This window comes from Abiotrophia defectiva ATCC 49176 (assembly GCF_037041345.1).
Taxonomy (GTDB): Bacteria; Bacillota; Bacilli; order Lactobacillales; family Aerococcaceae; genus Abiotrophia.
Map to the genome: position 1 here is coordinate 151,022 of NZ_CP146287.1, position 26,367 is coordinate 177,388.

General features: G+C 45.8%; 25 protein-coding genes, 12 tRNA genes, 1 rRNA gene and 1 pseudogene. 34 read left to right on the forward strand and 5 right to left on the reverse strand.

Features of this window, described 5'->3' with window-relative positions; genetic code table 11:
* Positions 1–54: 54 nt before the first annotated feature.
* The 13 genes from rrf to V7R82_RS00705 all read left to right on the forward strand — a co-directional run bounded on the left by rrf (position 55) and on the right by V7R82_RS00705 (position 1,261).
* A 5S ribosomal RNA gene (gene rrf / locus V7R82_RS00645) occupies positions 55–170 on the forward strand.
* A gap of 19 nt (positions 171–189) precedes the next feature.
* Positions 190–262: transfer RNA gene (locus V7R82_RS00650), tRNA-Asn, on the forward strand.
* Positions 263–272: 10 nt separating this feature from the next.
* Positions 273–362 (forward strand) — tRNA-Ser (locus V7R82_RS00655).
* 7 nt (positions 363–369) lie between these two features.
* Positions 370–441: transfer RNA gene (locus V7R82_RS00660), tRNA-Glu, on the forward strand.
* Positions 442–471: 30 nt separating this feature from the next.
* A tRNA-Val gene (locus tag V7R82_RS00665) sits at positions 472–544 on the forward strand.
* A gap of 10 nt (positions 545–554) precedes the next feature.
* Positions 555–627: transfer RNA gene (locus V7R82_RS00670), tRNA-Asp, on the forward strand.
* A 4-nt stretch (positions 628–631) separates the two neighbouring features.
* Positions 632–704 (forward strand) — tRNA-Phe (locus V7R82_RS00675).
* A 2-nt stretch (positions 705–706) separates the two neighbouring features.
* Positions 707–787: transfer RNA gene (locus tag V7R82_RS00680), tRNA-Tyr, on the forward strand.
* Positions 788–822: 35 nt separating this feature from the next.
* Positions 823–893, forward strand: a tRNA-Trp gene (locus V7R82_RS00685).
* A gap of 13 nt (positions 894–906) precedes the next feature.
* A tRNA-His gene (locus tag V7R82_RS00690) sits at positions 907–979 on the forward strand.
* A gap of 16 nt (positions 980–995) precedes the next feature.
* Positions 996–1,067: transfer RNA gene (locus V7R82_RS00695), tRNA-Gln, on the forward strand.
* Between the two features lie 18 nt (positions 1,068–1,085).
* Positions 1,086–1,157 (forward strand) — tRNA-Cys (locus tag V7R82_RS00700).
* A gap of 20 nt (positions 1,158–1,177) precedes the next feature.
* Positions 1,178–1,261 (forward strand) — tRNA-Leu (locus V7R82_RS00705).
* 131 nt (positions 1,262–1,392) lie between these two features.
* Here V7R82_RS00705 and V7R82_RS00710 read toward each other — a convergent pair.
* A pseudogene (locus V7R82_RS00710) lies at positions 1,393–1,611 on the reverse strand (glycine radical domain-containing protein); the annotation flags it as partial.
* A gap of 243 nt (positions 1,612–1,854) precedes the next feature.
* The gene (locus V7R82_RS00715; RefSeq protein WP_070755145.1) at positions 1,855–2,751 is read right to left on the reverse strand and encodes a helix-turn-helix transcriptional regulator; all 897 of its coding nucleotides are present in this window, start codon (positions 2,749–2,751) and stop codon (positions 1,855–1,857) included.
* A 168-nt stretch (positions 2,752–2,919) separates the two neighbouring features.
* Between V7R82_RS00715 and V7R82_RS00720 the strand changes: the two genes are divergently transcribed.
* The 6 genes from V7R82_RS00720 (at position 2,920) to V7R82_RS00745 (ending at position 9,500) form a co-directional block, all read left to right on the forward strand.
* Positions 2,920–4,233, forward strand: coding sequence for a carbohydrate ABC transporter substrate-binding protein (locus V7R82_RS00720; protein WP_070755146.1), 1,314 nt, complete (start codon positions 2,920–2,922; stop codon positions 4,231–4,233).
* A 146-nt stretch (positions 4,234–4,379) separates the two neighbouring features.
* The gene (locus tag V7R82_RS00725) at positions 4,380–5,273 is read left to right on the forward strand and encodes a carbohydrate ABC transporter permease (protein WP_291427683.1); all 894 of its coding nucleotides are present in this window, start codon (positions 4,380–4,382) and stop codon (positions 5,271–5,273) included.
* 15 nt (positions 5,274–5,288) lie between these two features.
* Positions 5,289–6,152 (forward strand): carbohydrate ABC transporter permease, encoded by an 864-nt coding sequence (locus tag V7R82_RS00730; RefSeq protein WP_291427684.1) that lies wholly within the window; start codon positions 5,289–5,291, stop codon positions 6,150–6,152.
* A gap of 43 nt (positions 6,153–6,195) precedes the next feature.
* Entirely contained in the window at positions 6,196–8,367 is a 2,172-nt protein-coding gene (gnpA, locus tag V7R82_RS00735) for a 1,3-beta-galactosyl-N-acetylhexosamine phosphorylase (protein ID WP_314211513.1), read from the forward strand.
* Entirely contained in the window at positions 8,368–8,550 is a 183-nt protein-coding gene (locus tag V7R82_RS00740) for a DUF6903 family protein (protein ID WP_070755150.1), read from the forward strand.
* Between the two features lie 38 nt (positions 8,551–8,588).
* On the forward strand, positions 8,589–9,500 hold the full coding sequence (locus tag V7R82_RS00745) for an ROK family protein (protein ID WP_306486352.1): 912 nt from the start codon (positions 8,589–8,591) through the stop codon (positions 9,498–9,500).
* 111 nt (positions 9,501–9,611) lie between these two features.
* On the opposite strand, the gene V7R82_RS00750 is transcribed toward V7R82_RS00745, so the two are convergent.
* On the reverse strand, positions 9,612–10,319 hold the full coding sequence (locus V7R82_RS00750) for a glucosamine-6-phosphate deaminase (protein ID WP_070755152.1): 708 nt from the start codon (positions 10,317–10,319) through the stop codon (positions 9,612–9,614).
* A 207-nt stretch (positions 10,320–10,526) separates the two neighbouring features.
* Here V7R82_RS00750 and V7R82_RS00755 point away from each other — a divergent pair, with 207 nt between their 5' ends.
* The 13 genes from V7R82_RS00755 to V7R82_RS00815 all read left to right on the forward strand — a co-directional run bounded on the left by V7R82_RS00755 (position 10,527) and on the right by V7R82_RS00815 (position 23,156).
* Complete coding sequence (locus tag V7R82_RS00755; RefSeq protein ID WP_314211514.1) at positions 10,527–11,693, forward strand: SIS domain-containing protein; 1,167 nt, start codon at positions 10,527–10,529, stop codon at positions 11,691–11,693.
* Positions 11,694–11,712: 19 nt separating this feature from the next.
* On the forward strand, positions 11,713–12,861 hold the full coding sequence (gene nagA, locus V7R82_RS00760; protein WP_314211515.1) for an N-acetylglucosamine-6-phosphate deacetylase: 1,149 nt from the start codon (positions 11,713–11,715) through the stop codon (positions 12,859–12,861).
* Positions 12,862–12,890: 29 nt separating this feature from the next.
* On the forward strand, positions 12,891–13,886 hold the full coding sequence (gene lacD, locus V7R82_RS00765) for a tagatose-bisphosphate aldolase (protein ID WP_291453626.1): 996 nt from the start codon (positions 12,891–12,893) through the stop codon (positions 13,884–13,886).
* 166 nt (positions 13,887–14,052) lie between these two features.
* Positions 14,053–14,406, forward strand: a complete 354-nt coding sequence (locus tag V7R82_RS00770) for a Spx/MgsR family RNA polymerase-binding regulatory protein (protein ID WP_291427690.1) — start codon at positions 14,053–14,055, stop codon at positions 14,404–14,406.
* Positions 14,407–14,442: 36 nt separating this feature from the next.
* Entirely contained in the window at positions 14,443–15,477 is a 1,035-nt protein-coding gene (locus V7R82_RS00775) for a hypothetical protein (RefSeq protein ID WP_291432218.1), read from the forward strand.
* Between the two features lie 20 nt (positions 15,478–15,497).
* Positions 15,498–16,232, forward strand: a complete 735-nt coding sequence (locus V7R82_RS00780; protein ID WP_070755158.1) for a CPBP family intramembrane glutamic endopeptidase — start codon at positions 15,498–15,500, stop codon at positions 16,230–16,232.
* A gap of 11 nt (positions 16,233–16,243) precedes the next feature.
* The gene (locus tag V7R82_RS00785) at positions 16,244–16,621 is read left to right on the forward strand and encodes an ArsR/SmtB family transcription factor (RefSeq protein WP_291427692.1); all 378 of its coding nucleotides are present in this window, start codon (positions 16,244–16,246) and stop codon (positions 16,619–16,621) included.
* 253 nt (positions 16,622–16,874) lie between these two features.
* Entirely contained in the window at positions 16,875–18,173 is a 1,299-nt protein-coding gene (locus V7R82_RS00790; RefSeq protein WP_338542868.1) for a S1C family serine protease, read from the forward strand.
* A 198-nt stretch (positions 18,174–18,371) separates the two neighbouring features.
* Positions 18,372–19,397, forward strand: coding sequence for a phosphate/phosphite/phosphonate ABC transporter substrate-binding protein (locus V7R82_RS00795; protein ID WP_070755161.1), 1,026 nt, complete (start codon positions 18,372–18,374; stop codon positions 19,395–19,397).
* Between the two features lie 128 nt (positions 19,398–19,525).
* Positions 19,526–20,272 carry a phosphonate ABC transporter ATP-binding protein gene (gene phnC, locus V7R82_RS00800; protein WP_338542869.1) on the forward strand — a complete coding sequence of 249 codons (747 nt, stop codon included), beginning with the start codon at positions 19,526–19,528 and terminating at the stop codon, positions 20,270–20,272.
* 12 nt (positions 20,273–20,284) lie between these two features.
* Complete coding sequence (gene phnE, locus V7R82_RS00805) at positions 20,285–21,109, forward strand: phosphonate ABC transporter, permease protein PhnE (RefSeq protein WP_070755163.1); 825 nt, start codon at positions 20,285–20,287, stop codon at positions 21,107–21,109.
* 12 nt (positions 21,110–21,121) lie between these two features.
* The gene (gene phnE / locus V7R82_RS00810; protein WP_070755164.1) at positions 21,122–21,931 is read left to right on the forward strand and encodes a phosphonate ABC transporter, permease protein PhnE; all 810 of its coding nucleotides are present in this window, start codon (positions 21,122–21,124) and stop codon (positions 21,929–21,931) included.
* A 214-nt stretch (positions 21,932–22,145) separates the two neighbouring features.
* A complete protein-coding gene (locus V7R82_RS00815) occupies positions 22,146–23,156 on the forward strand; it encodes an LPXTG cell wall anchor domain-containing protein (RefSeq protein WP_311465926.1) in 1,011 nt (336 codons plus the stop codon).
* A gap of 59 nt (positions 23,157–23,215) precedes the next feature.
* Here the strand turns inward: V7R82_RS00815 and V7R82_RS00820 are convergent, their stop codons facing one another.
* Positions 23,216–23,902 carry a potassium channel family protein gene (locus tag V7R82_RS00820; protein ID WP_023392244.1) on the reverse strand — a complete coding sequence of 229 codons (687 nt, stop codon included), beginning with the start codon at positions 23,900–23,902 and terminating at the stop codon, positions 23,216–23,218.
* A 21-nt stretch (positions 23,903–23,923) separates the two neighbouring features.
* A complete protein-coding gene (locus V7R82_RS00825) occupies positions 23,924–25,300 on the reverse strand; it encodes a TrkH family potassium uptake protein (RefSeq protein WP_338542870.1) in 1,377 nt (458 codons plus the stop codon).
* Positions 25,301–25,386: 86 nt separating this feature from the next.
* Here V7R82_RS00825 and rlmH point away from each other — a divergent pair, with 86 nt between their 5' ends.
* The gene (gene rlmH / locus V7R82_RS00830; RefSeq protein WP_070755167.1) at positions 25,387–25,866 is read left to right on the forward strand and encodes a 23S rRNA (pseudouridine(1915)-N(3))-methyltransferase RlmH; all 480 of its coding nucleotides are present in this window, start codon (positions 25,387–25,389) and stop codon (positions 25,864–25,866) included.
* A 12-nt stretch (positions 25,867–25,878) separates the two neighbouring features.
* Entirely contained in the window at positions 25,879–26,364 is a 486-nt protein-coding gene (locus V7R82_RS00835; RefSeq protein ID WP_338542871.1) for an LURP-one-related/scramblase family protein, read from the forward strand.
* Positions 26,365–26,367: the final 3 nt, after the last annotated feature.

Sequence of the window (26,367 nt, forward strand, 5' to 3'; positions counted from 1 at the left end):
TTTGAGGTTATTCAGTTTTGAGTGTGCAAGCACTCAAATAAGACAACACCCAAGTGTGGTGATAATGGCAAGAAGGACACACCTGTTCCCATTCCGAACACAGCAGTTAAGCTTCTTAGCGCCGATGGTAGTTGGACCTTTGGTCCTGTGAGAGTAGGTCGTTGCCATGCTGGGTGAGGTTGTCTTGATTCCGCAATAGCTCAGCTGGCAGAGCGCATGACTGTTAATCATGATGTCGTAGGTTCGAGCCCTACTTGCGGAGTTGGTTAGCTGGAGAGTTGTCCGAGCTGGCCGAAGGAGCACGATTGGAAATCGTGTAGGCGGGTAACACTGTCTCATGGGTTCGAATCCCATACTCTCCGTTAATATGGTCCGTTGGTCAAGTGGTTAAGACACCGCCCTTTCACGGCGGTAACACGGGTTCGAATCCCGTACGGATCATAATTAATTTAAATATTAATTAAATAACCTGGAGGTTTAGCTCAGCTGGGAGAGCATCTGCCTTACAAGCAGAGGGTCAGCGGTTCGATCCCGTTAACCTCCATTTCCAAAATGGTTCCGTGGTGTAGGGGTTAACATGCCTGCCTGTCACGCAGGAGATCGCGGGTTCAAATCCCGTCGGGACCGTATTGGCTTGGTAGCTCAGTTGGTAGAGCATTTGATTGAAGCTCAAAGTGTCGGCGGTTCGATTCCGTCCCAAGCCATTGGAGGGATAGCGAAGTGGCTAAACGCGGCGGACTGTAAATCCGCTCCTTAGGGTTCGGCAGTTCGAATCTGCCTCCCTCCATTAATTATAGTAGGGAAGAACATGCCCTCCTTTTTAGGGACATAGTTTAACGGTAGAACAACGGTCTCCAAAACCGTTAGTGTGGGTTCGATTCCTACTGTCCCTGTTGTGCTATTATGGCGATCGTGGCGAAGTGGTTAACGCATCGGTTTGTGGCACCGACATTCGGGGGTTCGATTCCCCTCGTTCGCCTATTTTATATTATCATTGGGGTATAGCCAAGCGGTAAGGCAACGGACTTTGACTCCGTCATTCGTTGGTTCGAATCCAGCTACCCCAGTTTTTTTTATTCATAAATGGCGGTATAGCCAAGTGGTAAGGCAAGGGTCTGCAAAACCCTCATTCACCGGTTCAAATCCGGTTACCGCCTTAAACCTCATATATTATCATGCCGGCGTGGCGGAATTGGCAGACGCGCTGGACTCAAAATCCAGTGCCCGCGAGGGCGTGCCGGTTCGACCCCGGCCGCCGGTATTCTTCCATCAGAAATGATAGGAAAGCATGAGTCAAAAAGAACCTTGAAGTAATCTTCAAGGTTCTTTTTGTATATTGGGTTGATAGAGCCAATAAAAGAGCCCTAGCAAGCGCCAGGGCTAAAGGCAAGATTACATGCCTTCGTGCATTGTACGGTTGATAACGTCCAATTGTTGTTCGCGGGTCAATTTGTTGAAGTTAACAGCATAACCAGACACACGAATAGTCAATTGAGGGTAGTTTTCTGGATGTTCCATAGCATCCATTAAAGTATCCCGGTCAAATACGTTGATGTTAAGATGGTGACCGCCTTTTTTGGAGTAACCGTCCAACAGAGCAACTAAGTTTTCGCAACGTTCCTTACTCGCTTTTACCATAAAAAACACCTCTTTGTGATTTTGATAACTATATTATACCATAAAAACCGAGAAAGCGCAACAACTGTTGTTATCATAGACTTGCTACTTGTTTAGACTTAGTGTAAAAAGTAGCGATATTGACTAATAAGATATGGCATATTTTCATAAAAATTCACTGATTTAACAACAAAACCACTGACGTGAGAGCCAGTGGTTTTTCATAAAGAAACTGTGCTAATTTTTTCTCGCCAAATTATCGGGTAATCGATACGATTCTTTGAGACTGCCTGTTTGGATCAGGCTTGAGGCATGGAGGTTACGATAGGCGCGCGGTGTCATGCCAACTGCCTCGTGGAATTTATTAGAGAAGTAGGAAACTGAGTTAAAGCCGACCATCTCAGTAATTTGCAGTACAGTATAATTGGTAGTCAGTAGGAGTTCTTGCGCTTGTGTCAGGCGGACTTGATTGAGATAGTTAATAGGTGAGAGGCCGAGTTCTTCCTTAAATTGGTGGGATAAGTGGAAGCGAGAAACATGGGCTCGCTCTTCTAATTGCTCAAGATTAATATTCTTGGAGAAATGGTTATCGATGTAGTGCTTAGCTAAGCTGACACTGGCAGATAAAGGCGTCTCCCGTGCCATGGCTAGCTGGCTATTAGCCACATTATTAAGTCTAAGAATCAAGGAATTAATTAAATGGTCGATGATTTGGCTAGAGTAAGGCTGGTTTAACTCACATTCTGTCATCACTTCACGGATAAGACGATAGAACTGATGGTTGCTATCTTCGAAGCTAAATAGACCATTATCTGTAGCGTGAGAGGGTAGGATAATCTCTGGCCCCTTGATTCCTATTACTAGATACTTGAGCGGGTAGATAAGGGAGGTATGCTCCGTATGCTCGATGAAGGGGTTGACCAGTAGGAGAGAGTGTTTGTGGATGGGGGTCCGCCCGAATTCAGTCAGCAGATAACCAGATCCGTCCAAACAATAGAAAATTTCGGCGAAATTGTGATGATGCATAGTGGAATGCCAGTTAGCATCGTAGGAGACAATATTAACTGATAGAACCTGGAAATGATTTTGACTGACTTCCTCAGGTTGATGGGTGATGGTATAGCGAATATACATGTGGGGACACTCCTTAAAGTTATTAAAACGCTATCATTTATCTAGTTACATTATACAACAATCCGCAAGAATCTGCAAGTTTACAACAAGAATCTGCAAGTAAAACGGTTGCACCTATGGTATGATAAGAGTGTAAGATCCAATAAAATTTTATAAGGAGTGTTTTACATGAAAAAAGCTTTAGTATCAGCAGCTGCTTTAGCTTGTGCTTTGCCAAGTTTCTTCGGAGTTGCCAATGTGTCAGCTGAAGAAAAGGTGACCTTAGACTTCGCAGCCATCGAAACAGCTTATGGGACCAAGTTATGGCCAGAAATCATTGAAGCCTATAAGCAAGTCAATCCAAATGTCGACATCAAGTTGACCATGGAAAAAGAACTCGAAGATGCGATCACCCCACGTCTCCAATCTGGTGACTATCCAGACGTTGTGCTCTTAGCACAAAGCCGTAAGAAAGCTTTGCCAGAGACCTTAATCAAGGATAAGGCTTTAGCTGACTTGACTGATGTCTTGGATATGAAGGTCCCAGGCGAAGATAAGACAGTTAAGGAAAAACTCTTACCAGGCTTCACTGATTCTACTTCAACTAACCCTTATAACGATGGCAAGACTTACTTAATGCCAATGTTCTACTCTCCAACAGGTCTCTTCTATAACAAGGCGCTCTTCAAAGCAAAAGGCTGGGAAGTACCTAAGACTTGGGATCAAATGTGGAAATTAGCTGAAGAAGCTAAGAAAGAAAACATTGCCCTCTTCACCTATCCAACGGCTGGCTATTTAGACACCTTCTTCTCTAGCGTTATCTACTCCGCTGGTGGGGCAGAACTCTTCAACAAAGCCATGAACTACGATCCAGAAGTTTGGTCTGGCGCTGATTTAACCAAGGTATTCGAAACTTTAGGTGAGTTAGCTAAGAACACTGAAGCAACTACTGTAGCCAATGCAAATAAAGACGGCTTCACTAAGAACCAACAAGCAGTCCTAGACAACAAAGCCCTCTTCATGCCAAACGGTAGCTGGGTAGTGGACGAAATGAAAGATGCACCACGTGCTGACGGCTTCGAATGGGGCATGGCAGCTGTGCCAACCCTCAAAGAAGGCGGCAAACAATACGCTTATACCTTCTTGGAACATATCTGGATTCCAAAAGAAGCTAAACAACAAAAAGCAGCCAAAGAATTCATTGCCTTCCTCTACTCTGACAAGGCAGCTGAAATCTTCGCTAAACACGGGGCTGTTCAACCAGTTAAAGGTTTGATCAGCAAGTTACCTGCTGAAAAACAAGTCTTCTATAAAGTCTATGACGAAGGCGTATTACCAGGTTTAGGTGGTTTCGTATCTGCTGAAGCTATCGAAGGGGTAGACCTCAAGGCAACACTTTACGAAGCATTCAACTCTGTAGTATCTGGTGACCTCAGCGTAAAAGATTGGCAATCTAACGTCGTAGAAGTAATGAAACAATTCCACGACAGCATCAGCCACTAATGCTAGCTTAAGCATTGACATAGTGCCCACTTCCGCCTTGGTGGGAGTGGGACTTTTATTGATAACGCACGTGTTGATGCCTCTTATGAGCCAGGGTCATACTTATAAGAGACGCCAGCACGGCGATTTAGAAAGGAGTACTTATCATGAATTCAAAAGCATCCAAAACCCGCTTTGCCTTGATTTGCGTGATACCTGCGACCCTCTTGTTCGCCCTCTTCATGTTGTATCCGACATTTCAAGTCTTTCGCATGTCTCTCTACAAGTGGGGTGGATTCTCAGCTAAAAAGACTTTCGTTTATTTCGATAACTTCGTTAAGTTGTTTAACGACACCAAATTTATCCGGGCCTTCCAAAATACCATTGTCTTAATTGTGCTGGTGACCATTATTACCCTAGCCATTGCCATTCTCTTCGCTTCGATTCTATCGACAGAGAAAATTAAGGGGCAAAACTTCTTCCGGGTAATTTTCTATATTCCAAATATCTTATCCATCGTTGTTATTTCCGGGATTTTCTCCGCCATCTATGACCCTAACAACGGGATGTTAAATTCTTTCTTGGCAATCTTCAGAGGGGAGCAGGCTCCACCGATTCTCTGGTTGGGGGACAAGCAGTTGGTGCTCTATGCCTTGATTGGTGCTTTAGTATGGCAGGCTATTGGTTATTACATGGTCATGTACATGGCATCAATGGCCAATATCCCAACTTCCTTCTATGAAGCAGCAGATTTAGATGGGGCGGGTAAGGTGAAGCAGTTCTTCGCCGTGACTCTGCCACTAGTCTGGAACAACATTCGCACCACCTTGACCTTCTTCATTATTTCTACCATCAACCTCAGCTTCCTCTTGGTTCAAACCATGACCAGTGAAGGGCCAAACGGGGCCTCCTCGGTAGTCTTATCCTACATGTATGGGCAAGCCTATACCAACTCATCCTATGGCTACGGGATGGCCATTGGGGTTGTCATCTTCATCTTCTCCTTCGTCTTGTCAGCGGTCGTTAGTGCCGTAACCAAGCGGGACATTCTTGAATACTAGAAAGGAGCCAGTCAAATGAGTCGTTCAACGAATCGTTTATACAAGATTTTTATCTACTTAGTGCTGTCGCTCCTGGCTATTTCGATTATTGTGCCAGTGGGCTGGGTCTTTCTGGCCTCACTTAAGGAAAATTCAGAATTCTACCGTTCGCCTTGGTCCTTGCCGATGGGGCTCTACTGGCAGAACTTTGTCGATGCTTGGAATCGGGCTAGTATGGGGGCTTATGTCTTCAACTCGGTGATTGTAACTGCTATGGCTTTGGCGCTTCTCTTAGCCTTGGCCTTGCCAGCTGCTTATGTTCTAGCGCGTTTTGAATTCCCAGGCCGTGGCCTTTTACGTCAACTCTTTAAGGGTGGGCTCTTCATCAACGTTAACTACATTGTAGTACCCATCTTCTTGATGTTGGTCGATGCCAAAAAAGGCTTTGCCATGATGCCGGAACTCTTAAACAATCGTTTCATCTTAGCCTTGGTCTATGCGGCAACTTCTCTGCCATTTACCATCTATCTCTTATCTAGCTACTTTATGACCTTACCGTCAACTTTTGAAGAAGCAGCTTCGATCGATGGGGCCAATCATTTTACAACCATGATGCGGATTATGATTCCTATGGCTAAACCAAGTATTATCACGGTTATTCTCTTTAACTTCCTAGGCTTCTGGAATGAATATATCATTTCCTTTACCCTGATGAATAAACAAGAGTTACGAACCCTGCCAGTGGGTTTGATGAACTTAATGGCAGCGCAAAATGCGGCACAACAATACGGTCAACTCTACGCCGGCATGGTCATGGTCATGTTGCCAACCCTCATCCTCTATATTTTCGTTCAGAAGCGTCTGACCGAAGGGATGACAGCGGGCGGTTCCAAGGAATAAGACAAGCCTTGATAGTGAGACTTAGATGAAGGAGATGTAGTAAATGGCCAAATCAAAAGGCAGACTTACTTTACCAAGTGAGCGCAATTTCCTTGCGCAAACTCAAGAATTATTAGATCGCTGGGGGGCTGATGCCATCCGCGATTCCGATGGGACCAAATTAGAAGAGGCAGTCAAAGATTTAGATGCTTCTATCTATACAACCTATTTTGTAGCTCGAAATCATAATGATTTTATCAAAGACCATATGGAAGAGTGCCAACAACTCTATTTGATGTCACCCTTCCATACCGCAAGCAAAGAAAGCTTAGCCATTGATTTCATGCAGGGCTACTATCGGGAACAAGTAGTACCTGACTATCATCATGATCCTAAGGAGTGGTGGGAAGTCATTAACCGCACCACTGGCCAAGTAGTCCCAAGCAGCCAGTGGCAGGTGGATCAAGAGCAGGACCTAGTGATTGTGGAAGGGACTGAGCCCTTCCATGAATATACGGTTTCCTTCTTAGTTTATAAGATTTGGGACCCAACTCAAATGTATAACCATATCACCAATAATTGGGGAGACTCAGTGGCTCATGATATTCCTTTTGATGTGCGTCAGCCACATTCCAACCGCTTCGTGTCAGACTACCTCAGACGTTGGTGCCAAGAGAATCCTAAGTCGGATGTGGTCCGCTTTACCACCTTCTTCTACCATTTCACCCTGGTCTTCAATGACAAGGCCAAAGAGAAATTTGTCGACTGGTTTGGCTATGGAGCTTCTGTATCACCAGCAGCCATCCTAGCCTTCCAAGAAGCCAAAGGTTATCGTCTGAGACCGGAAGACTTTGTTGACCAAGGTTACTATAATACGGCTTTCCGCGTGCCTTCTAAGGCTTACTTAGACTATGTCGATTTCCAAAGTCATTTTGTGGCCCAAGAAGCCAAGAAGTTAGTGGATATTGTCCATGAAGCTGGCAAGGAAGCCATGATGTTCCTAGGCGATAACTGGATTGGGACCGAACCTTATGGCCCTTATTTCAAGGATATTGGCTTGGACGCAGTAGTTGGGTCAGTCGGCGGCGGGGCAACCTTGCGAATGATTGCCGATATTCCACATGTTAAATATACCGAAGGTCGCTTCCTGCCATACTTCTTCCCAGATACTTTCTATGAAGGAAATGATCCGACCATTGAAGCCAACGAGAATTGGCTAACAGCACGCCGGGCCATTATGCGTAAGCCCGTTGACCGGATTGGTTATGGGGGTTATCTCAGTCTCGCCTATAAATTCCCTAAATTTGTTTCCTATATCGAAGAAGTGGCGGATGAATTCCGAGATATCTACGCCATTGTCAAAGACACCAAGCCTTATGTGGGGCTAAAAGTAGGGATTCTCAATGCTTGGGGGGCACTTCGGACCTGGCAAACGCACATGGTGGCGCATGCCTTGCACTATAAGCAAATCTACTCCTATCTGGGGATTCTAGAAGCCCTCAGCGGTGCGGCGGTTGAGGTAGTCTTCTTGAGTTTTGACCAGGTGATTGCTGACGGTGTGCCGGCAGATGTGGACGTCTTAATTAACGCAGGCGATGCCGGAACCGCCTTTAGTGGTGGTCAACATTGGGCACGTCCAGAATTGTTAAGTGCCATTCGTCGCTTCGTCTACCAAGGTGGCGGTTTGGTGGGCGTTGGTGAGCCAAGTGCCCATCTCCAAAATGGTCGTTTCTTCCAATTAGCTGAAATTTTCGGGGTGGATAAGGAGTTAGGCTTCTCCCTATCGACTGACAAATACTTCACTCAAGCCCAAGGCAGTCACTTTATTACGGCAGATTTAGTGACTGGTCAGGTGCCAGATTTCGGGGAGTCCATGCATAACCTCTATGCCCTAAGTGAAGAGACAGAAATTTTAGAATACAGCAATGGCGAAGTTCATATGGCGGCACACGATTATGGTCAAGGCCGCGGGGTCTACCTAGCTGGCTTACCTTACAGCATTGACAATACGCGTTTACTCATGCGGGCTCTTTACTACGCTGCCCATAGGGAAGCTGACTTTAATAAATGGCATAGTAGCAACCCAGCTGTTGAGGTTCATGCCTACCCAGCTAAGGGCAAGTATGCAGTTGTCAATAATACCGCTGAGCCACAAGTCACGACTGTCTATGATGGTCAAGGAATTAGCAAAGAAGTTTCCTTGGCTGCGAGCGAAATTCGATGGGAGGAGATTTAGATGTCACATAAAATTCGTGTTCTCATTCGTCTTCTGGTTGCCTTGGTCTGCGTTGGCTTTATCATTCACCTTCAAACCACGGTTAGCCGAGAAAATCTCTTGGGCATGCTCTTAGCTTTGGCTGGTTTGCTAGCGGTGCTCTTTGACTATAACTACGACTTTAACCATCCTAAACGCGACTAAAGGCTGGATGGCTCTACCAAAGGAGAGGAGGAAGGAAAATGAGAAAAGCAATGGGTGTGGATATCGGCGGAACCAAGGTAGCAGCGGCTATCATTGACGAGCAGGGACGTATCACTCACCGTGTTCAAGTGCCCAGCGATACCTCTTCCAGTGAGGCCATGTTAGAATGCGTAGTGGGTGTCATTGACGCCTGCCTAGCAGAGGCGGGGGTGGATGTATCGGATTTGACCGGTATCGGCTTAGGTATACCAGGTAAGGTGGATAGCCTAAACGGGGTAGCTATCTTCCAAAATAATATCCCTTGGGAGAAGTTTCCGGTGGTAGCGCGCCTGGCGAACCGCTACGCCCAAGTGCCAATCGCCATTGAGAATGACGTCAAGGCGGCTGCCTATGCGGAGTATCGATTGGCTGGCATGGGGCCGCTGGATGTGTTCGGCTATTTGACGGTCTCAACCGGGATCGCCTGCACTAATATCGTCAACCATCAGATTATTCGCGGTGATGGCTTCTCAGGTGAAATTGGTTTCTTGCCAGTGCCCTCCTCTACTGGCCTTCGTCCTTTGGAAAGTGTCTGCGCTGGCCCTGGGATTGAGGCCATGGCACGCGCCCTCTATCTGGATGATCGGATTACGGTGGCCCAAGTCTTCGCTCGTGCCCTCAAAGGGGAACAAATTGCCAATGAATTAGTAGACCAAAGTGCCATGGGGGTGGCTATTGGACTCTTCGCTATGATCTGCCTCCTAGATCCTAAAGAAATTGTCATTGGCGGTAGCGTGGCAGTCAAGAATCCATTCTATGTGGAGCGGATTAAGGCGGTCCTAGAGCGTTATGCCCACAAAGAACAAATGCATATTCTGCCTCACATTCGGGTCACAGACCTGGGGGGAGATAACGGAATTATTGGGGCTGGCTTCCTGGTGATGCCCGCCCAGGATATTGAGATCTTTTAAATAGGGGAACTTTAGAGAGGGGGCTAGACACTGAAGTCTAGCCCTCTTGCTCTGATTTTAAGCCTAATAAAAAATCCCATTATATCATATATGATATAATGGGAAATTCTCTTAAAGATGAAGTTTAGCTGCAGCCGCCTTGTCCAAGAGGAGGGTCACATCAGGGTGACGCTGGAGGATGCTGGCTGGCAGGTCAGGGGTCACAGGCCCTTCAACCAGTCCGTAAATAGCATCAGCTTTCTTGTCGCCGTATGCCATGAGGATGATTTTCTTAGCGGCCATGATGGAAGCAATCCCCATACTGTAGGCTTGAGTCGGCACGTCTTCGACACGATCGAAGAAACGTTTGTTAGCCTCAATAGTGGATGGAGTCAAATCGACTAGCTGGGTTAAGCCATCGAATGGCGCCCCAGGCTCATTAAAGCCAATGTGACCGTTAGAGCCAATCCCCAAGATTTGTAAATCAATGGGATTATCTGCTAGGACTTGATTATAGCGTTGGATTTCATAGTCGCTATCAGTTTGGTCCCCGTCAGGCAGATAGGAATGTTTGAAAGGCTTGTGCTGGAAGAGATGTTGGTGCATAAAGTAGTGATAGCTCTTTGGATGGTCGCTAGACAAGCCATAGTATTCATCCAAGTTGACAGAAACTGATTGACTAAAATCTAAATCGGACTCTACTAAGCGTTGGTAGAGCGCTTCGGGAGTCGAACCAGTTGCTAAGCCAAAGGTTTTGGGACCAGTTGCCAGCGCCTGGACGAAAAAGTCAAAGGCCTTATCGGATGCCGCATCGAACTGATCATAAACAAGTATTTCCATGGAATAATACCTCCAAAAATTGCAATAAATTAATCTACCCTTAGTGTACCACAAAAAACATGGTAGCGCTTCATGTACAGACAAAAATTTTTATTTTTGTTACTTAAGACAAGTTTCAGTTTAATTTTGGTCGAAACGCATATTGAAAGAAAAGCCCTTACAGAGTAGAATATAAATATAATGAAAAATCAGTAGAGGAGTTAGGCCATGTTTGAATTAGACAAAGCCGCGTTAGAGGCACTAGGTGCTGAAATTACAACGCGAGAGATCAAGCAACAACCATCTATCTGGCGCGAGACCTATCAATTGTATCTTGACCGTCAGGAAGAAATTAAGGGCTTTATAGGTGCCTTGTTAGAATCTTATGGGCGCCTAGAAGTGATTTTTACAGGAGCAGGGTCATCTGCTTATGTTGGACAAGCCATTACAAATTATTTACGTCAAGTTAACGACGTGTCTCGACTTAACTTCCGTCACGAGCCGACGACGACCATTGTCTCCAATCCGGCGACCGTCTTCCAGGCAGATTTGCCAACCCTTTTGGTGTCCTTTGCCCGTAGTGGTAACTCGCCAGAGAGTGTGGCGGCCGTACAATTAGGCCAGTCCTTGGTCAAGGATTTTTATCAATTAACCATTACCTGTGCGCCAGAAGGCCATTTAGCTAAAGCCGCGCAAGGGGATGACCACAACCTAGTGCTCTTGCAACCAAGTCGCTCCAATGATGCAGGTTTTGCCATGACAGGGAGTTTTTCTTGCATGATGCTCACCGCCTTGCTAGTCTTTGATCCTGCCTCTGATGCCGATAAGGCGGCTTATGTCGACCAGATTGCCAAGATGGCCGAGACAGTCTTGGCTCGCGAAGGTCAACTTCAGGCTTTGATTGCTAAGAATCCACAGCGGGTCATCTATCTGGGTTCGGGTAGCTTTGAAGGCCTGGGTCGTGAAACCCAATTGAAAATCCTAGAGTTAACGGCTGGTCAATTGGCAACCGTCTATGATTCCAGCATGGGCTTCCGTCACGGTCCTAAATCTTTTGTTAACTCTGAGGCCTTGGCGCTAGTCTTTGTTTCCAACCAAGCCTACACCCGTCTCTATGACCAGGATATCCTGGCTGAATTGGCCGGTGATCAGATTGCCCAAGCCGTTGTAGCCATTCAAGTAGGAACCGAGGCTGCGCCTGGGGTAGAGGTCTTTGATTTCGATTCGGTTCACAGTCAATTACCCGATGCCTATCTGGCCTTCCCATATTTAGTAGTCGGTCAGGTCTTGGCTCTGTTGGCGTCTGTTCATGTTCACAACAAACCAGACACGCCATCACCAAGTGGCACGGTCAATCGTGTCGTTAAGGGTGTTACCATTCATCCTTACGCCTAGATAAGAAAGGAAGAATCGTATGAAATACTATGTTTACGCTAAGCAAATTGTGCTCGATGACCAAGTCATTGACAAGGCCTACTTGACCATTGAAGACGGGAAGTTTGGTCCCATCCTGATGGAAGAGCCACAAGATGCTCCAATCAAAGATTATAGTAACTCCATTGTCGCCCCAGGTTTAGTGGACACCCACATTCATGGTTACAAGTCTCATGATGTCATGGATAATGACTTTGAGGGCATTAAGGTGATTTCCGAAGGCCTCCTATCCTGTGGGGTGACCTCTTGGTTGCCAACCACTTTGACCTCTTCTGCTCAATTGTTGAATGATGTCTGCGAAACTATCGGGAATCACTATCAAGAGGTGACCGGGGCTAAGATTCGTGGGATTTTCCTAGAAGGTCCTTTCTTCACTGAAAAATACAAAGGGGCCCAAAACCCTAAATACATGAGCGACCCATCCGTTGAAAAACTAGCCAAATGGCATGAACTATCTCAAGGCTTGGTCAATAAAATTGCCATTGCCCCAGAACGCAAGGGCGTTAAGGAATTCATTGAATTTGCCAAGTCCAAAGGCGTCTATACGGCCTTGGCTCATTCCGACGCAACCTATGAAGAAGCAGCAGCGGCCGTTGAGGCAGGGGCTAATATTTTCGTTCACATCTACAATGGGATGAGCGGGCTTCACCACCGCAACCCAGGTATGGTAGGGGCGGCCCTGAGCCTAGACAAGGTCTTTGCTGAAATGATTTGCGATGGCCACCATGTTCATCCAGCGGCTGCGCGAGTGGTAACACGTGCGAGAGGCCCTCAGGAAACCGTCTTGATTACAGACTGTATGCGGGCTGGCGGTATGGGTGAGGGCCAGTCTCGCCTAGGGGAATTTGAAGTAGTGGTCAAAGATGGGACTGCCCGTCTCAAGGACACCGGCAACTTGGCGGGCTCTATCTTAGAGCTCAAACAAGGGGTTAAAAATGTTGTGGATTGGGGTCTAGTAAGCCCCGCAGAAGCCCTGCGCATGGCCTCTCTAACACCTGCGCAATCGGTTGGCATTGATTCGGTCTGTGGCCGTATTGCCCCTGGGTATGAAGCTGACTTCATCGTAGTTAGCGATCAATTAGAATTAGAAGCGACTTATTTAGACGGCGAGCTCCGTTACCAAGCCTAAAACAAGCCTCATAAAAGGAGAGAACAATGATGAGACAAGTATCAAAAGCCAAATACCAAAAATTACAAGAACTATCGACTGAATCTGGGGTTATCTCAGCCTTAGCCATTGACCAACGTGGTTCCTTGCGTAAGATGATTGCTTCAGGTGGTGGCGTTGAAGATGTGCAACGCGCTGTTGAAGACTTTAAGATTGCCATTTCCGAAGAATTGACACCATACGCATCGTCTATTCTCTTAGATCCAGAGTATGGCTTACCTGCGGCTGCACGTCGTTCAATCGCCGCGGGCTTGCTCTTAGCCTATGAAGAAACAGGCTATGATGCCTCTGAACCTGGTCGTTTGCCAGACTTGTTGCCTGAGTGGTCTGCTTACCGCCTCAAAGAACAAGGGGCAGATGCGGTTAAGTTCCTGCTCTACTATGATGTGGATGAAGATGAAGCGATTAATGAACGCAAACACGCCTTCGTTGAACGAATCGGATCTGAGTGTGAGGCGGAAGATATTCCTTTCTTCTTAGAAATTGTCTCCTATGATGCGACCCTCAATGATGAGAAAGGGGCGGAATTTGCTAAAGTAAAACCTCATAAAGTGTTGGAAGCCATGAAGATTTTCTCCCACAAACGTTACCATGTTGATGTCTTGAAGGTAGAAGTGCCTGTTAATATGAAATTTGTGGAAGGTTTTGCGGAGGGGCAAGTAGTCTATAGCCGTCAAGAAGCTCTCAAACTCTTTAAAGAACAAAGCGAGGTAACCCATCTGCCATACATCTACCTCAGTGCAGGTGTCTCTGCGCAACTCTTCCAAGAAACCCTGGACTTCGCCAAAGAAGCAGGTGCAGAATTCAATGGGGTACTCTGTGGCCGTGCAACTTGGAAGGATGCTGTGCCAATCTTCGCCTCAGAAGGTGACCAAGCTTGCCGTGACTGGCTAGAATCCCAAGGTAAGGCCAATATTGAAGCTCTTAACCAAGTCTTAGCGCGCACCGCAACACCGTGGACTAAGCGCTTGTCTGTCTTAGATTAAGCGAGCAAATACCAGACATCCTCTCCTCTCCGTGAGGAAGGGGTGTCTTTTTGTGTCTAGCGAATATCCTTAGTTTTTCTTAGGTTTTTGTGGTAGAATGAGGAGGTAAAGAATATCAAATACCTACTTGAATGTTACTTAACCAAGTAGAGCTAGGAGGAAAAGCATGGAGTTAATCGGTCTAAAAAAATGTTCGACCTGCCGGGAGGTAGAGCGACTACTTGAGGCCCAAGGCCTTACTTATCACTATCGCGAGATTAATGTGGATTATCCTAGCGCTCAAGAGCTAAAAACATGGTACCAGCAGGCTGGTCTCAACTCGACCAAGAAGCTAGTCAATACTAGCGGACAGCTCTACCGTGGCATGGGCCTTAAAGACCGTTGGGATGACTTAAGCTTGGACCAGCAATTCGAGCTTCTGGCGACCGACGGCATGTTAGTCAAGCGCCCGATTCTGTTGACGGATCAAGGACAGGTCTTTGTCGGACCAGATGTCAAAGCCTATTTAAACCAACGCTAACGCTACTCTTTCCCCACAATAAAGGAGTCAAAGCCTATGAAATTATCACTTAAAAAATGTGCCCTTGCCCTAATCTTAGCCAACCAAGTCTTAGTGGTGCCACAGTCCCTTTCCCGGATTGGTGCGCAAGAACGCCAAGATTTATCGCCTGTGACCCAGTTTGGCTCAGAAGAATCGAGTCAGCCGACGAGCGAAAGTTCCAACTCTAGTGAGTCCTCTAGTCAGCAAGAGGATCCCAATAAAGACTTACCAGAGATTAAAATAGACCAGCCAGAAACAATCCTAACCGCTCTCTATCACGACCAAGCGCGTGTAGTCATGAATGTGGCCTTAATCGATGGCCGTGATAATGGCCAACCTAAGGGGAAAACCTTGGTTACCATCAATTCTGGTGACATGCGTTACTTGCATCAAACAGATTCGCACGCCCTACCTTTTACTGCCATGATGAAGCTATCAGAGGGCAAGGTGACGGCTGTTTGGCAGGCAGTTGAAGATTTGATGGGCTTTGCCAAGCAAGTGGCTAATAGTCAAGCGGAGGCTGTTAAGGATACGGCCCTAGATAAATTAGCTCATCTGGATGAAAGCAAGACCACTGCACTCAAGGATAAATTTGTAGCCTTAGATTCTACGGAACAGGCCCAAACGAGCTATCAAATCAGTCAAGATTGGCAGGCCTTCTATCAAGTGGTCCTGACGGATTGGCTAGCGAGCCAACCCCAACCAAGTAAGAAAGACGGCCAAGTGTTAAGCTATGAATTATCGGATGAGGCTGGCAAGCAGTGGACGGCTATTATGAAGAAGCATCAAGCTGACTTTCCAAGACTTAAAGAGACCTTTGATTTGTTCTCCGATGATTACGATGGGACCATCAGCTTGGATTATGCCAATAAGAAAATCTCAGTTGGTCTGATTCAAGGTAAGGTAGCCTTGGAGTACCATTTAGATTTGAAAGCTGCGTCACTGACGGAACCGACAGGGGATGCAGTCTTAAGTCAAGCACAATTCAATGAAATCTTAGGTGCGGACTGGTTCCAAGGCCTTATCCAACTGGAAAAATTGATTAACTAAGCAAGAGGAGATGAAGGCGCATGTGGCAAAGAATGAACCAAGCCTGGCAAGATCCTGTTAAGGGCAGCTGGTGGAAGGTGCTTTTGCTGATTGGTGCCTATCTGGTCAGCCAAATTTTGGCCGAGTGGGGATTGATACAGTATGGTCTGGCTCAATCAGGAATCGACTCCTATGACTTAGTAGGTGCCGATTTAAGTGACTTGGTCTATATACATCCTTGGGCTTTTGTCATTCTGGAGGCCATAGCTTTAGTGGTTTTAATCCTAGGGGTCTCTATTTGGGGCTTTAAGCTCTTTGATTGGACACTCAATAAATGGAAGCTCCTAGTCGGAGGTTTTGCTATTTACGGGATTATGTATTGCTACCTGACAATTTATGACCAAGTCCTGATTGCTTACAACCCAGCCTTTGAGACTACGCAGAATCAGGCGGCCTTGCAAGTATCGACACAGGGTGCCCCTTTCCTCTTAACCTTTTTGGCCTTGGCCATACTGGGACCTATTGTCGAAGAAATTCTCTTCAGGGGCTTAGTGATGAAGTATCTATTGCCCCAGCTACCTTGGCTAGGTCTGGGGATATCCAGTGTCATTTTTGGTCTCCTACATCAACCAGCTAATGCTTTAGAATGGGGCCTCTACGCTGGCATGGGCTTAATCTTAGGACTAACTTATTTGAAAACCAGGCGGCTTGAATATGCCATCTGTGTCCATATTATTAATAACTGTGTGGCTGTCATGATGATGCATGGCCTATAAGGAGGGAAGACATGGCAGAATATGAATGTCTAGAAGAACAAGTGATTAGTACGGAATGTGAGCGACTCAAGGAAGTCATGGATCCAGATCAACTGGCTGCACAGGCAGCCTTATTCAAGGTTTTGGGTGATCTCAACCGAGTGAAAATTATGCATGTTTTGACGGTCTATGAACGCCTCTGCGTCTATGAAATCTCACGCTTAATTGATGCCACCGTAGCGACAACTTCTCACCATCTGATTACTTTACGGAAGCATGGGATTATTCGCTCAGAGAAGGAAGGTAAGCATGTGATCTATTCTTTGGATAGCCAATTGGTTTGCAAATTCATTGATTTAGCTAATCGCATGCGAGGACGTTGTCCAAAATGTGGGAAGATTCATGAATGATAGTCATCAAGATTAGACTGGGAGCTTGCTCCTGGTCTTTTTTGTTTCTTTGAATAAGCCTATGTAGAAGCTAGCGGGGTCTAGCAATCAAAATATGAATGAAATTGCTGTGAAATGGGGCTTGAAATCTGGATTCTTTACCAATTAAATAACTGCTTTGTAATATAATTTTCAAATTCTTTTCACATGTCGGTGCTAGGATAGAAACATCAAGAAAAACAATAAACTCATAGGAGAGAAAAGAGGAAGTTCAATGAAAAGCAGAAAAATCATTAAATTAGTCGTAGGTTCTTTAACAGGGGGCGCGCTTATCTTAAGTGGCTTGGCCTTGCAAAATGTCGTAACACCGACGGCTTCTCAGAATCAAACGGATACAGTCCAAGCTCAAGGAACAGCCAGTGAATTTGAAGAGACCATTATGAAGGCTGTTGAGAAGGCTAAAGACTCTGTCGTGTCGATCCAAAACTACCAGAAAGAAAGCCAACAAAATAATTTATATGGCTATGGCACGGGAGGTGAAAACCAAGTGGACTTGGAAGACCCAAGTGCCTCCCAAAAATTAGCGGGTGAAGGTAGTGGCGTCATCTATAAGATTGACGGTGATACAGCCTATTTGGTAACCAATAACCACGTGGTGGAAAATGCTGATTCCCTTAAAGTCAAATTAGCTGATGGGACCACAGAAGATGGGGAATTGGTTGGCCGTGATGCCGTGTCCGACTTAGCTGTTGTCAAGATTTCGTCCAAGAATGTTAAATCAGCCATTAAGTTTGCTGACTCTGACGCAACTAAGGTGGGGAGCATCGCCATCGCCATTGGCTCGCCTCTAGGTAGCAAGTTCTCTAACTCTGTGACCCAAGGGATTATTTCTGGTCAATCACGGATTGTGCCAATGGACCTCAACAAGGACGGCCAAGCCGATATTGAGACCACGCTCATTCAAACTTCAGCAGCAATCAACCCAGGTAACTCCGGTGGTGCGCTACTCAATAAGGATGGCGACCTAGTAGGTATTAACTCTAGCAAGTTCTCGAATGTAGACGTCGAAGGGATGGGGTTCGCCATTCCGTCTAAGGAAGTGCAACGCGTCATTGCACAGCTAGAAAAAGACGGCAAAGTTACCCGGCCTTTCATTGGAATTAGCCAAAATGACTTAGCTAACATCACTAGCCGGTCTAAGACCGAAATTCTCAAACTCAAGTCCGACCAAACGGATGGGGTAGTGGTAACCGATACGGTCAAAGGCTCACCAGCTGAAACGGCAGGCCTCAAGAAATATGACGTTATCACCAAGATTGGCGATAAGGAAATCAAGAATATCTTGGAGTTACGTCGGGAGCTCTATGCCTATAATGTAGGTGACAAAGTAGAGTTAACCGTCCTCAGAGAAGGAAAAGAAACCAAAGTTCAAGTAACGCTTGGTGCCCAACCTGAGCGGCAAAGCAACAATAATCTCCAACAATATCAACAAGGCCAACAAGGTCAAGGACAAGAGCAAGAGAATGGCCAAGAAGGCCAAACTCCACGCCTACCATTCCCAGGCCAACGTTAGTAGCCAATAATGATAGCCCACACCTCCGGCAAGGAGGCGTGGGCTTTTTTGAGTGCTGAGGCAATGGTCGAAAAACACGAACGTTTGAAAAATAAAACCAGCAAAAAGACAGTTTTGATAATTTATTTCTTGCCGGAAGATAAGGGGGTGTTATAATTTGGGTAGAATCTATTATTTTTTGTTGGAGGGATCCTTAAAATGAAAAAAAGCCTGAAGCTTTTTGCCATCTTCACCTTAATTGCGACCTTTGTGGCCGGATTAATTGCACCGTTTACTGCTAAAGCAGCAGAAAAAATCGATACCATCAAGATTGGTTTCGTGCCGTCACGTAACCCAGACGAAATCGTAACATCGACTGAACCGCTCAAGAAATTATTGAAAGACGAACTTGCTAAAAATGGTTTTGAAGTTGAGAACGTGGAAATCACAGTAGGGACTAACTTTGAAGCTGTAGGGGAAGGATTAGCATCAGGGACTCTTGACTATGGTTTTATCCCTTCAGGGACTTATGTACTCTTTTCTGATGATGTGGAAGTTCTCTTAACTGCTACTCGTCAAGGGCTTAACAAAAACTCTGCTGAGCCAAAAGACTGGAATGACAAGAAAGCAACTGAACCTACTGATGAGCAAGTAACTTTCTACAAAGGCTTGGTTTTAGCTGGCCCATCTGCCAAAGGTAAGGAATTAGCTGAGAAAGTCAACAAGGGTGAAAAGTTAACTTGGGACGACCTCAACTCTGCTAAATGGACTGTTCTCTCATCTTCATCAGCATCTGGTTACATTTACCCAACCCTCTGGCTCAAAGAAAACTTTGGTAAGAAGATTACCGATTTAGCTAACGTGGTACAATCTGATTCTTACACCAATGCCATGACACGTTTGGCTGCTGAACAAGTGGATATTGTTGTTGGTTATGCTGACTTACGTCGCGACAACGTTGACAAGTGGCAAAAAGAGATGGGCGCTTCAGCACCTATCTGGGAAGCAACTAACGTTATCGGCGTAACGCCAGACATCGTCAATGACACAGTATCTGCTAGCAAGACTTCCACAACTGTTTCACCTGAATTGAACGAAGCAATCAAGAAAGCTTTGATGGATATTGCTAAGACCGAGGAAGGTAAGAAAGTCATCAAGATTTACAACCACACCGGTTATAAAGAAGCCAAAGACGAAGACTACAACAAAGAGCGCGAAGCGCAAAAATTAATTAAGGGCAACTAGTCCGCATGACGCTCAAGACGGCAGAGTCTCGGTGAGGCTCTGCTCTTTTTGTGATAAGAGAGCACAGACAGGAGTATCTCTAAGGATTGCGTCTTGTCTGCCATTATAATGAGAAGAGAGGATTACACATGATAGAGTTCAAGAAGGTCTCCAAGCGCTATCCCAATGGGGTGACGGCTCTGAAGAATGTCAACTTGACCATAGAACAAGGAGAGTTTGTTGGGATTATCGGTTTGTCAGGTGCAGGGAAGTCTACCCTAATTCGTACCATTAACTGCATGCATCCTATTAGCGAAGGGGAGTTAACGGTCAATGGGACTAATGTTAGCCAATTAAAAGGTCAAAGCCTACGCCGTTTTCGCCGAAAAATTGGCATGATCTTCCAGTCTTTTAACCTAGTAACCCGGGCGTCTGTTATCAGCAATGTGATGAATGCCTTTGTGCCAGATATTCCTTTTTGGCGGGTTCTCATTGGTTACTATAAGAAGGAAGAAGAAATTCGAGCGCTGACCGCCTTGGACCGCGTGGGAATCTTAGAAAAAGCCTACACTCGAGTAGACCAACTTTCCGGGGGCCAACAACAACGGGTGGCCCTAGCACGCACGCTGGCGCAGAACCCAGAGATTATTCTAGCCGATGAGCCGGTCGCAGCTCTAGACCCTGTTACAGCCAAAGCCGTAATGGAAGATTTCCAAGCTATTAATCGCGATGATAAGATTTCGATTTTACTCAATATTCACCATGTGGAATTAGCCTTGGAATACTGTGATCGTATCATTGGTATTCGTGATGGGGAAGTTGTCTATGACGGACCTTCTGACCAAGTCACACCTGAAATCTTGGATGTGATTTACAAGGGCCAAGCGATTGAATAGGGGGACATGATGATGAATGCATTCTGGCATCGTATGTGGGGACCACGAACCCGAACCCTACCCAATGGTAAAACCGTCAGCAAGAAACGTTCTCTAACCTGGCTTTATCTCATCTTGGTTGTCCTAGCTTTCTATTATTCTATAGAACTTACTGGCTTCAAAATGTCCACCTTACTCAAGCGAGGAAATCAGTTCTTTGTTATTTTAGGACGGATGTATCCGCCTAATTGGGATTACTGGGCTTCTGTTCAGGGACCGCTATTAGATACCATTAAAATGTCTATCTTAGGCTCTGTCATTGGCGCCTTACTGGCCATTCCAGCCGCTGTGGTTGCTTCCTATAACATGGTTGTTAACCGGTGGATTACTGGCTCTATGAAATTAGTTCTTAGTTTGATTCGGACAGTGCCGACATTGATTTACGCCAGTGTTTTGACTCTGGTCTTTGGGATTGGGACTTTTGCTGGGACGGTGGCCATTGCCATCTTCACCTTCTCCTTTATGGCTAAGCAACTCTATGAAATGATTGAAACGGTTGATATGAAACCTTTTGAAGCCATGGAAGCCCTAGGTGCTAACCGGGTTTATAGTTTTCTAGGCGCCATTTTGCCACAAGTCTTACCTTCCTATCTTGCTTCTTCCCTTTATACTTTTGAAGGGAATGTCCGTCACGCAGCCATTCTGGGATGGGTTGGTGCTGGTGGGATTGGGGTCATCTTGAATGAGAAGATTGCTTGGCGTGAGTACACGAATTTAGGCATGATTTTAGTTGCCCTCTATGTGACAGTCCTGATTATCGAGTATACCAGTCGCTACTTGCGCTCTAAACTAACTTAGGAGGTTCGGATCATGATTAATAAAATTAATGAAATGTATGAATCACGTACCTCAGATAAGTATTTCAAGGCCTTATGGGTGCTTGGTTTAGTAATTCTCATTGTTTGGTCCTGGTCAGCTTTGGGCTCTATTGATATTTCTGAAAAGGGCCCGACCATTGCCTTCAATATTATTAGCGGGATTTTCCACCCTAACTTGGAAACCTTACTTGGTTTAGGTGAGAGCGGCGTACTCCACTTGCTCCTAGAAACGGCAGCTATTGCTTTCATGGGAACCATTGTAGGGGCTGTATTCTCTATTCCTTTGGCTTTTCTCGCTTCAGGTAAGGTCATGCCAATGCCCATTACCGTCATTACACGCCTCTTCGTAATGGCAGTTCGGACCATCCCAAGTTTTGTTTACGGGCTCATGTTTATCCGCGTAACCGGTCCGGGTGCTTTCGCTGGGGTCATGACCCTATCAGTTACTTCGATTGGGATGATTTCTAAGCTCTTCTCAGAAACCATTGATGATTTAGATGATTCAATACTTGAGGCGCTTGATGCGGCGGGGTGTTCTACCTTCCAGAAAATTCGCTGCGGGATTATTCCGCAACTTTGGTCTAGTTTGATCTCTACCCTGATTTTCCGTTTCGATATGAACCTACGTGACGCTACGATTCTAGGGGTTGTTGGCGCCGGCGGGATTGGGGCACCATTGACTTTTGCGATTAACGGCTACAAATGGGATGAAGTGGGTGCCATATTAATTGGTCTAATTGCTTTTATCTTGATTGTCGAGTATAGCTCTAGTTACATCCGCAAACGTTTGACCCAAGGTTAAATTGAAGCTTGGAGCTCCTGTGAAAACAGGGGCTCTTTTTATTTTTGTAACATCTACGTAATAATCTGCGTTGTCGATTTGGACCGGTAATAAGCGGAATGTTGCGAATTTATGAATTATTCGGGAAATAAATAATAAAAAACAAAGATTCACTTGTAATCTTTCTGTAACAGAGTTACAATAAGTGTAACAAAAGGAAAGGAAGCGATTCACCATGAAAAAGTGGTCGAAAGGAATCTTAGTTTTGGGTTTAGTTGCCAGTGTTTTGGGTAGCTATCCAGTTGCAGCACAAGCCACTGCATCAAATAATGAGGCGGAGGCCAGCCAAGTAGCGCAAGCTAAGGAACACAGTATTGTGCGCTATGTTCTAGTTAATGCCCAAGATAATACAGAAGGGCTTGTTTTCTACTTCTTGGTAGAGGGTAATCGTGATCAAGCTGTCTCTGCGGCTCATAAGTGGCTAGTAGAACAAGGTCTTGAAAAAGATGGTATGGCGGGTGTTAAGGAATATAAACCAGCCAAAGAACGCGAAACGTCTGAAGGTTTGGTGACCGCTAGCGTATATGATGCTAGTCAAACCATTCAAAATTTTGCGGCGCTCAAGAAAAAATTCGATAGCTACTTAGCGCAGTTGCCTCTGGAAGATGAAGCGGATAAACAAGTGCTACCTGTTATTTCATTGCCAGCACCTAAGCCTGAACAAAAGCCAGCAGAGAGCTCGCAAGCTTCAGAATCTAAGCCAAGTGAATCCAAGCCAGCAGAGACGTCACAAGCTTCAGAATCTAAGCCAAGTGAATCCAAGCCAGTTGAGACATCACAAGCTTCAGAATCTAAGCCAAGTGAATCCAAGCCAGTTGAGACATCACAAGCTTCAGAATCTAAGCCAACTGAATCTAAACCAGCTGAATCTTCTCAATCCACAGCCTCTAAGCCAGCTGAATCCAAACCAGCTGAGTCTTCTCAATCCTCAGTTTCTAAGCTAAGTGAATCTAAGCTCAACGAGTCTTCAAAACCTAGCGAATCTAAGCCTTCTGAGTCTAAATCTGAATCAAAAGAAAGTCAAAGCTCAAGTAGTAAGGTAGAGGTCAAGAAAGAAAGCAAAAGAGAAAATAAGAAGGGCCTGCCAAACACTGGTGAGGTGGACCGCCTACCATTCTTGTTAGTGGGTGCTCTACTAGTCATTGCAGCGATTGGCCTCATCCTCATGCGTCGTCGCCGTTTCTAAATTTAATGCACTAGCAAAAAAGCCATGGTTTCAAACCATGGCTTTTTCTGATAGTAAGTTTAGTCATTAAAGTAACCTAAATAGTCATATTTCTCGAAAACATGAGAATTAGCCATCGCGACCAAAATGGTGTTGGCTTCAATCGGGTGGTTGATGGCAATAGAAGAATTCAACTTCTCGCCTTTTTCTTCCCGCATACCAATTAGGTTGAGTTCATACTTGCGTCGTAAGTCTAATTCTAAGACAGTCTTACCGACCCATGCGTCAGGCGCCGTAAATTCGACAATCGAGGTATCATCGTCTAGACGTAGCACTTCGTCAATCTTATTACGGAGAATCTTAGATGCTAAACGTACACCGGAGTCACGTTCAGGAGAGACCACTACATGGACGCCCACTTCATAGAGGACCTCTTCAAAGGTTAAGCTACGAGCCTTACCCACGATTCGAGGGACACCTAGTTTTTTACAGTGCATAGCCGCTAGTACAGAGCTTTCCAAGTTAGTACCGGTCGCGATAATGACAATGTCGCATTCCTTAACACCGATATTTTTCAAGAAGTCGTAATCGGTAATGTCGCCGACAGCCGCCTTAGTAACATAGTCTGCCACGTCTTGGACATTGGCTTGTCGGTTGTCAATGGCGATAACGTCTACATCGTATTTGCTAAGTTCTTTAGCGACGGTACGGCCAAAGACCCCCAGACCTAAGACGCCAATAATCCGAGTATTAAGTTTTGGTTTCATAAGTGTACAGATCCTTTCTGATTAGCCGATTAATACATCAGTATCGGCATAGTGAATTTCTTTGCGGTCACGTTGGAGCAAGCTGAGAAAGACGGTAAAGGGACCTACCCGGCCCAAGAACATCATCCCCATAATAATGATGCGTCCCCAAGTTGTAAGTTGCGAGGTAATCCCTGCTGAAGAACCCACAGTGGCCATAGCAGAAATGGCCTCGAAGAGGAGATGGTAAGGATTCAAATCTGGATGCTCCAAGAGTAAGAGCGAATAGCCAATCATTAAGACCGTGAAGAAAAAGAGAATGATGGTCATAGCCTGCTTAACGGCACTGGCTGGAATAACCCGTTTATGGAAAGTTACTTCAGTGTGGCCCTTGAGCTCGGAACGGAAGAGTAAGAACATGATGGCAGCCGTGGTAACCTTAATCCCACCGGCTGTACCGCCAGGTGCTCCCCCAATCAGCATGAGAATCATATAAACTAGGTTAGTGAAGGGATGGGTCGCTTCATAGTTCAAAGTCGAGAAGCCTGCCGTACGGAAGGCGGTGGACTGGAAGAAAGAAATCATCCACTGCTGGAAGATATTATAGTTCCCGATGGTTGAGCCATGTCTTAGCTCTGATAACCAGGTAATAAGGGCCCCACCTAAAAGCAAGGCAGCAGTCGCAATCAGTGCCAGGCGGGAGTGGGAACTCAAGCGGCGGAAACTCAAACGTAAGAGTCGCGGACGAGAATGGAAGTAGTGATTCAGCCTTTCGCTCAGCTCGGCCCAGACGGTGAAACCAATCCCTCCCGCAATAATGAGTAGGGCAACCGTAAAGTTAACTGTCGGATTGAGGACGAAGTCTTGGAGACTATTGCTACCTAAGTTGTCAAAACCAGCATTACAGAAAGCAGAAACTGCGACAAAGACTGCATTGAAGGCGCCTTTTGCCCAACCGTAGCGTGGGATGAAGTCCGTCATCAGAACTAGGGCACCAATGGCTTCTACTGCGAAGGTGAAGCGATAGGCATTAAAGAGAAAGTCCTTGTAATTGTCGTTGGTATTACGGTTAAGGGCCATCTGCAAGGTAGTTTGGTCCTTGAGTGAAATGCGTCGCTTCAGGTAGAAGAGACTGACAGAAATCAGGGTGATGAGCCCTAAGCCCCCAATCTGCATCAGGACAATACCGACAATTTGGCCAAAGACCGTATAGGTGTCCTTAATGGATAGGACGGTCAAACCCGTCACACAAACCATAGAGACGGCGGTGAAAAGATGGTCTAAATAAGATTGATGTGTTCCTGGCTGGTTGGAAATAGGCAACCAGAGGAGAAAGCTCCCGGTCAAAATAACCACTAGAAAGCTAACAGTTAGCTTCTGGGTTGCGGTCCATTTGCTCGGAGAGAATAGATCTTGCATAGCGAGAACCTCGATTCTAATTCAATTCCTTATTATCATACAAAAAATCATCAAAAAATGCTATGATAATGGTAGGAGGAATCAGGATGCAAATTGAAATTATCTGTGTCGGCAAACTCAAGGAGAAATATCTCAAACAAGGGATTGCTGAATACACCAAGCGACTTGGCGCCTATGCCAACCTTTCTATCGTTGAAGTGGCCGATGAAGCGACCGCAGAGAAAATGTCCCCCCTCGAAATCGAACAAGTTTTAGATAAGGAAGCAGACCGCATAGAGGCTCGATTAGATGCTGGCCGTCAGGTCATTGTCCTCGCCATTGAAGGAGATCTCATCTCTTCTGAAGATTTAGCCCAGCGTTTGGATCGCATGGCCCTACATGGGCAAAGTAAGGTAAGCTTTATTATCGGTGGTTCCCTAGGCCTAGCGGAGCGACTCAAGCAAAAAGCTCAGTGGCGGGTCAGCTTTGGGCGAATTACCTTGCCTCATCAACTCATGCGCCTAGTCCTAGTCGAGCAGATTTATCGGGCTTTTCGGATTATGAAGGGGCATGCCTATCACAAGTAAGGAGAAAATATGATGAAATTCTATATGGAACAACATTTTATGTCTATTCGCCAAAACTTTGAGATTTATGATGAAGCAGGGAATGTAGTCTATCAAGTTCGAGGCCGTATGCCCTGGCTTCGTCGCAAGATGACCATCCTAGATGCTAAGAGCGGCACCGAGTTGGCGACAGTGACTCAGGCCATGTGGCGGCTCTTCTTTCAACGGCTAACGATTAGTATTGGCGGCCAAGCAGTGGCGACCATTCAAGAGCGCTTCAGTATCTTAAGTACCCGTTTATCGATTCAAGGTCTAGGTTGGACAGTGGATGGTATTTCTTGGCTTAAGGGCTGTAGTCTTTATGATGTAGATGGAGAAATTATCGCGACCATTCGGAGCAAGATTATGACCTGGTCCGATACCTTCGAGATTGAAATCTATGATGAGACTATTCATCCGGTATTAGTTTTGGCAGTAGTTTTAGGCATTGACACGGTTCGAGACTCAGCTGAAAATTAGCCT

Excerpts from the sequence above, each read along its gene's own strand:
- V7R82_RS00715 (WP_070755145.1), bottom strand. The coding sequence starts at position 2,751 with ATGTATATTCGCTATACCATCACCCATCAACCTGAGGAAGTCAGTCAA.
- V7R82_RS00720 (WP_070755146.1), top strand. The coding sequence starts at position 2,920 with ATGAAAAAAGCTTTAGTATCAGCAGCTGCTTTAGCTTGTGCTTTGCCA.
- V7R82_RS00725 (WP_291427683.1), top strand. The coding sequence starts at position 4,380 with ATGAATTCAAAAGCATCCAAAACCCGCTTTGCCTTGATTTGCGTGATA.
- V7R82_RS00730 (WP_291427684.1), top strand. The coding sequence starts at position 5,289 with ATGAGTCGTTCAACGAATCGTTTATACAAGATTTTTATCTACTTAGTG.
- gnpA (WP_314211513.1), top strand. The coding sequence starts at position 6,196 with ATGGCCAAATCAAAAGGCAGACTTACTTTACCAAGTGAGCGCAATTTC.
- V7R82_RS00740 (WP_070755150.1), top strand. The coding sequence starts at position 8,368 with ATGTCACATAAAATTCGTGTTCTCATTCGTCTTCTGGTTGCCTTGGTC.
- V7R82_RS00745 (WP_306486352.1), top strand. The coding sequence starts at position 8,589 with ATGAGAAAAGCAATGGGTGTGGATATCGGCGGAACCAAGGTAGCAGCG.
- V7R82_RS00750 (WP_070755152.1), bottom strand. The coding sequence starts at position 10,319 with ATGGAAATACTTGTTTATGATCAGTTCGATGCGGCATCCGATAAGGCC.
- V7R82_RS00755 (WP_314211514.1), top strand. The coding sequence starts at position 10,527 with ATGTTTGAATTAGACAAAGCCGCGTTAGAGGCACTAGGTGCTGAAATT.
- nagA (WP_314211515.1), top strand. The coding sequence starts at position 11,713 with ATGAAATACTATGTTTACGCTAAGCAAATTGTGCTCGATGACCAAGTC.
- lacD (WP_291453626.1), top strand. The coding sequence starts at position 12,891 with ATGAGACAAGTATCAAAAGCCAAATACCAAAAATTACAAGAACTATCG.
- V7R82_RS00770 (WP_291427690.1), top strand. The coding sequence starts at position 14,053 with ATGGAGTTAATCGGTCTAAAAAAATGTTCGACCTGCCGGGAGGTAGAG.
- V7R82_RS00775 (WP_291432218.1), top strand. The coding sequence starts at position 14,443 with ATGAAATTATCACTTAAAAAATGTGCCCTTGCCCTAATCTTAGCCAAC.
- V7R82_RS00780 (WP_070755158.1), top strand. The coding sequence starts at position 15,498 with ATGTGGCAAAGAATGAACCAAGCCTGGCAAGATCCTGTTAAGGGCAGC.
- V7R82_RS00785 (WP_291427692.1), top strand. The coding sequence starts at position 16,244 with ATGGCAGAATATGAATGTCTAGAAGAACAAGTGATTAGTACGGAATGT.
- V7R82_RS00790 (WP_338542868.1), top strand. The coding sequence starts at position 16,875 with ATGAAAAGCAGAAAAATCATTAAATTAGTCGTAGGTTCTTTAACAGGG.
- V7R82_RS00795 (WP_070755161.1), top strand. The coding sequence starts at position 18,372 with ATGAAAAAAAGCCTGAAGCTTTTTGCCATCTTCACCTTAATTGCGACC.
- phnC (WP_338542869.1), top strand. The coding sequence starts at position 19,526 with ATGATAGAGTTCAAGAAGGTCTCCAAGCGCTATCCCAATGGGGTGACG.
- phnE (WP_070755163.1), top strand. The coding sequence starts at position 20,285 with ATGAATGCATTCTGGCATCGTATGTGGGGACCACGAACCCGAACCCTA.
- phnE (WP_070755164.1), top strand. The coding sequence starts at position 21,122 with ATGATTAATAAAATTAATGAAATGTATGAATCACGTACCTCAGATAAG.
- V7R82_RS00815 (WP_311465926.1), top strand. The coding sequence starts at position 22,146 with ATGAAAAAGTGGTCGAAAGGAATCTTAGTTTTGGGTTTAGTTGCCAGT.
- V7R82_RS00820 (WP_023392244.1), bottom strand. The coding sequence starts at position 23,902 with ATGAAACCAAAACTTAATACTCGGATTATTGGCGTCTTAGGTCTGGGG.
- V7R82_RS00825 (WP_338542870.1), bottom strand. The coding sequence starts at position 25,300 with ATGCAAGATCTATTCTCTCCGAGCAAATGGACCGCAACCCAGAAGCTA.
- rlmH (WP_070755167.1), top strand. The coding sequence starts at position 25,387 with ATGCAAATTGAAATTATCTGTGTCGGCAAACTCAAGGAGAAATATCTC.
- V7R82_RS00835 (WP_338542871.1), top strand. The coding sequence starts at position 25,879 with ATGAAATTCTATATGGAACAACATTTTATGTCTATTCGCCAAAACTTT.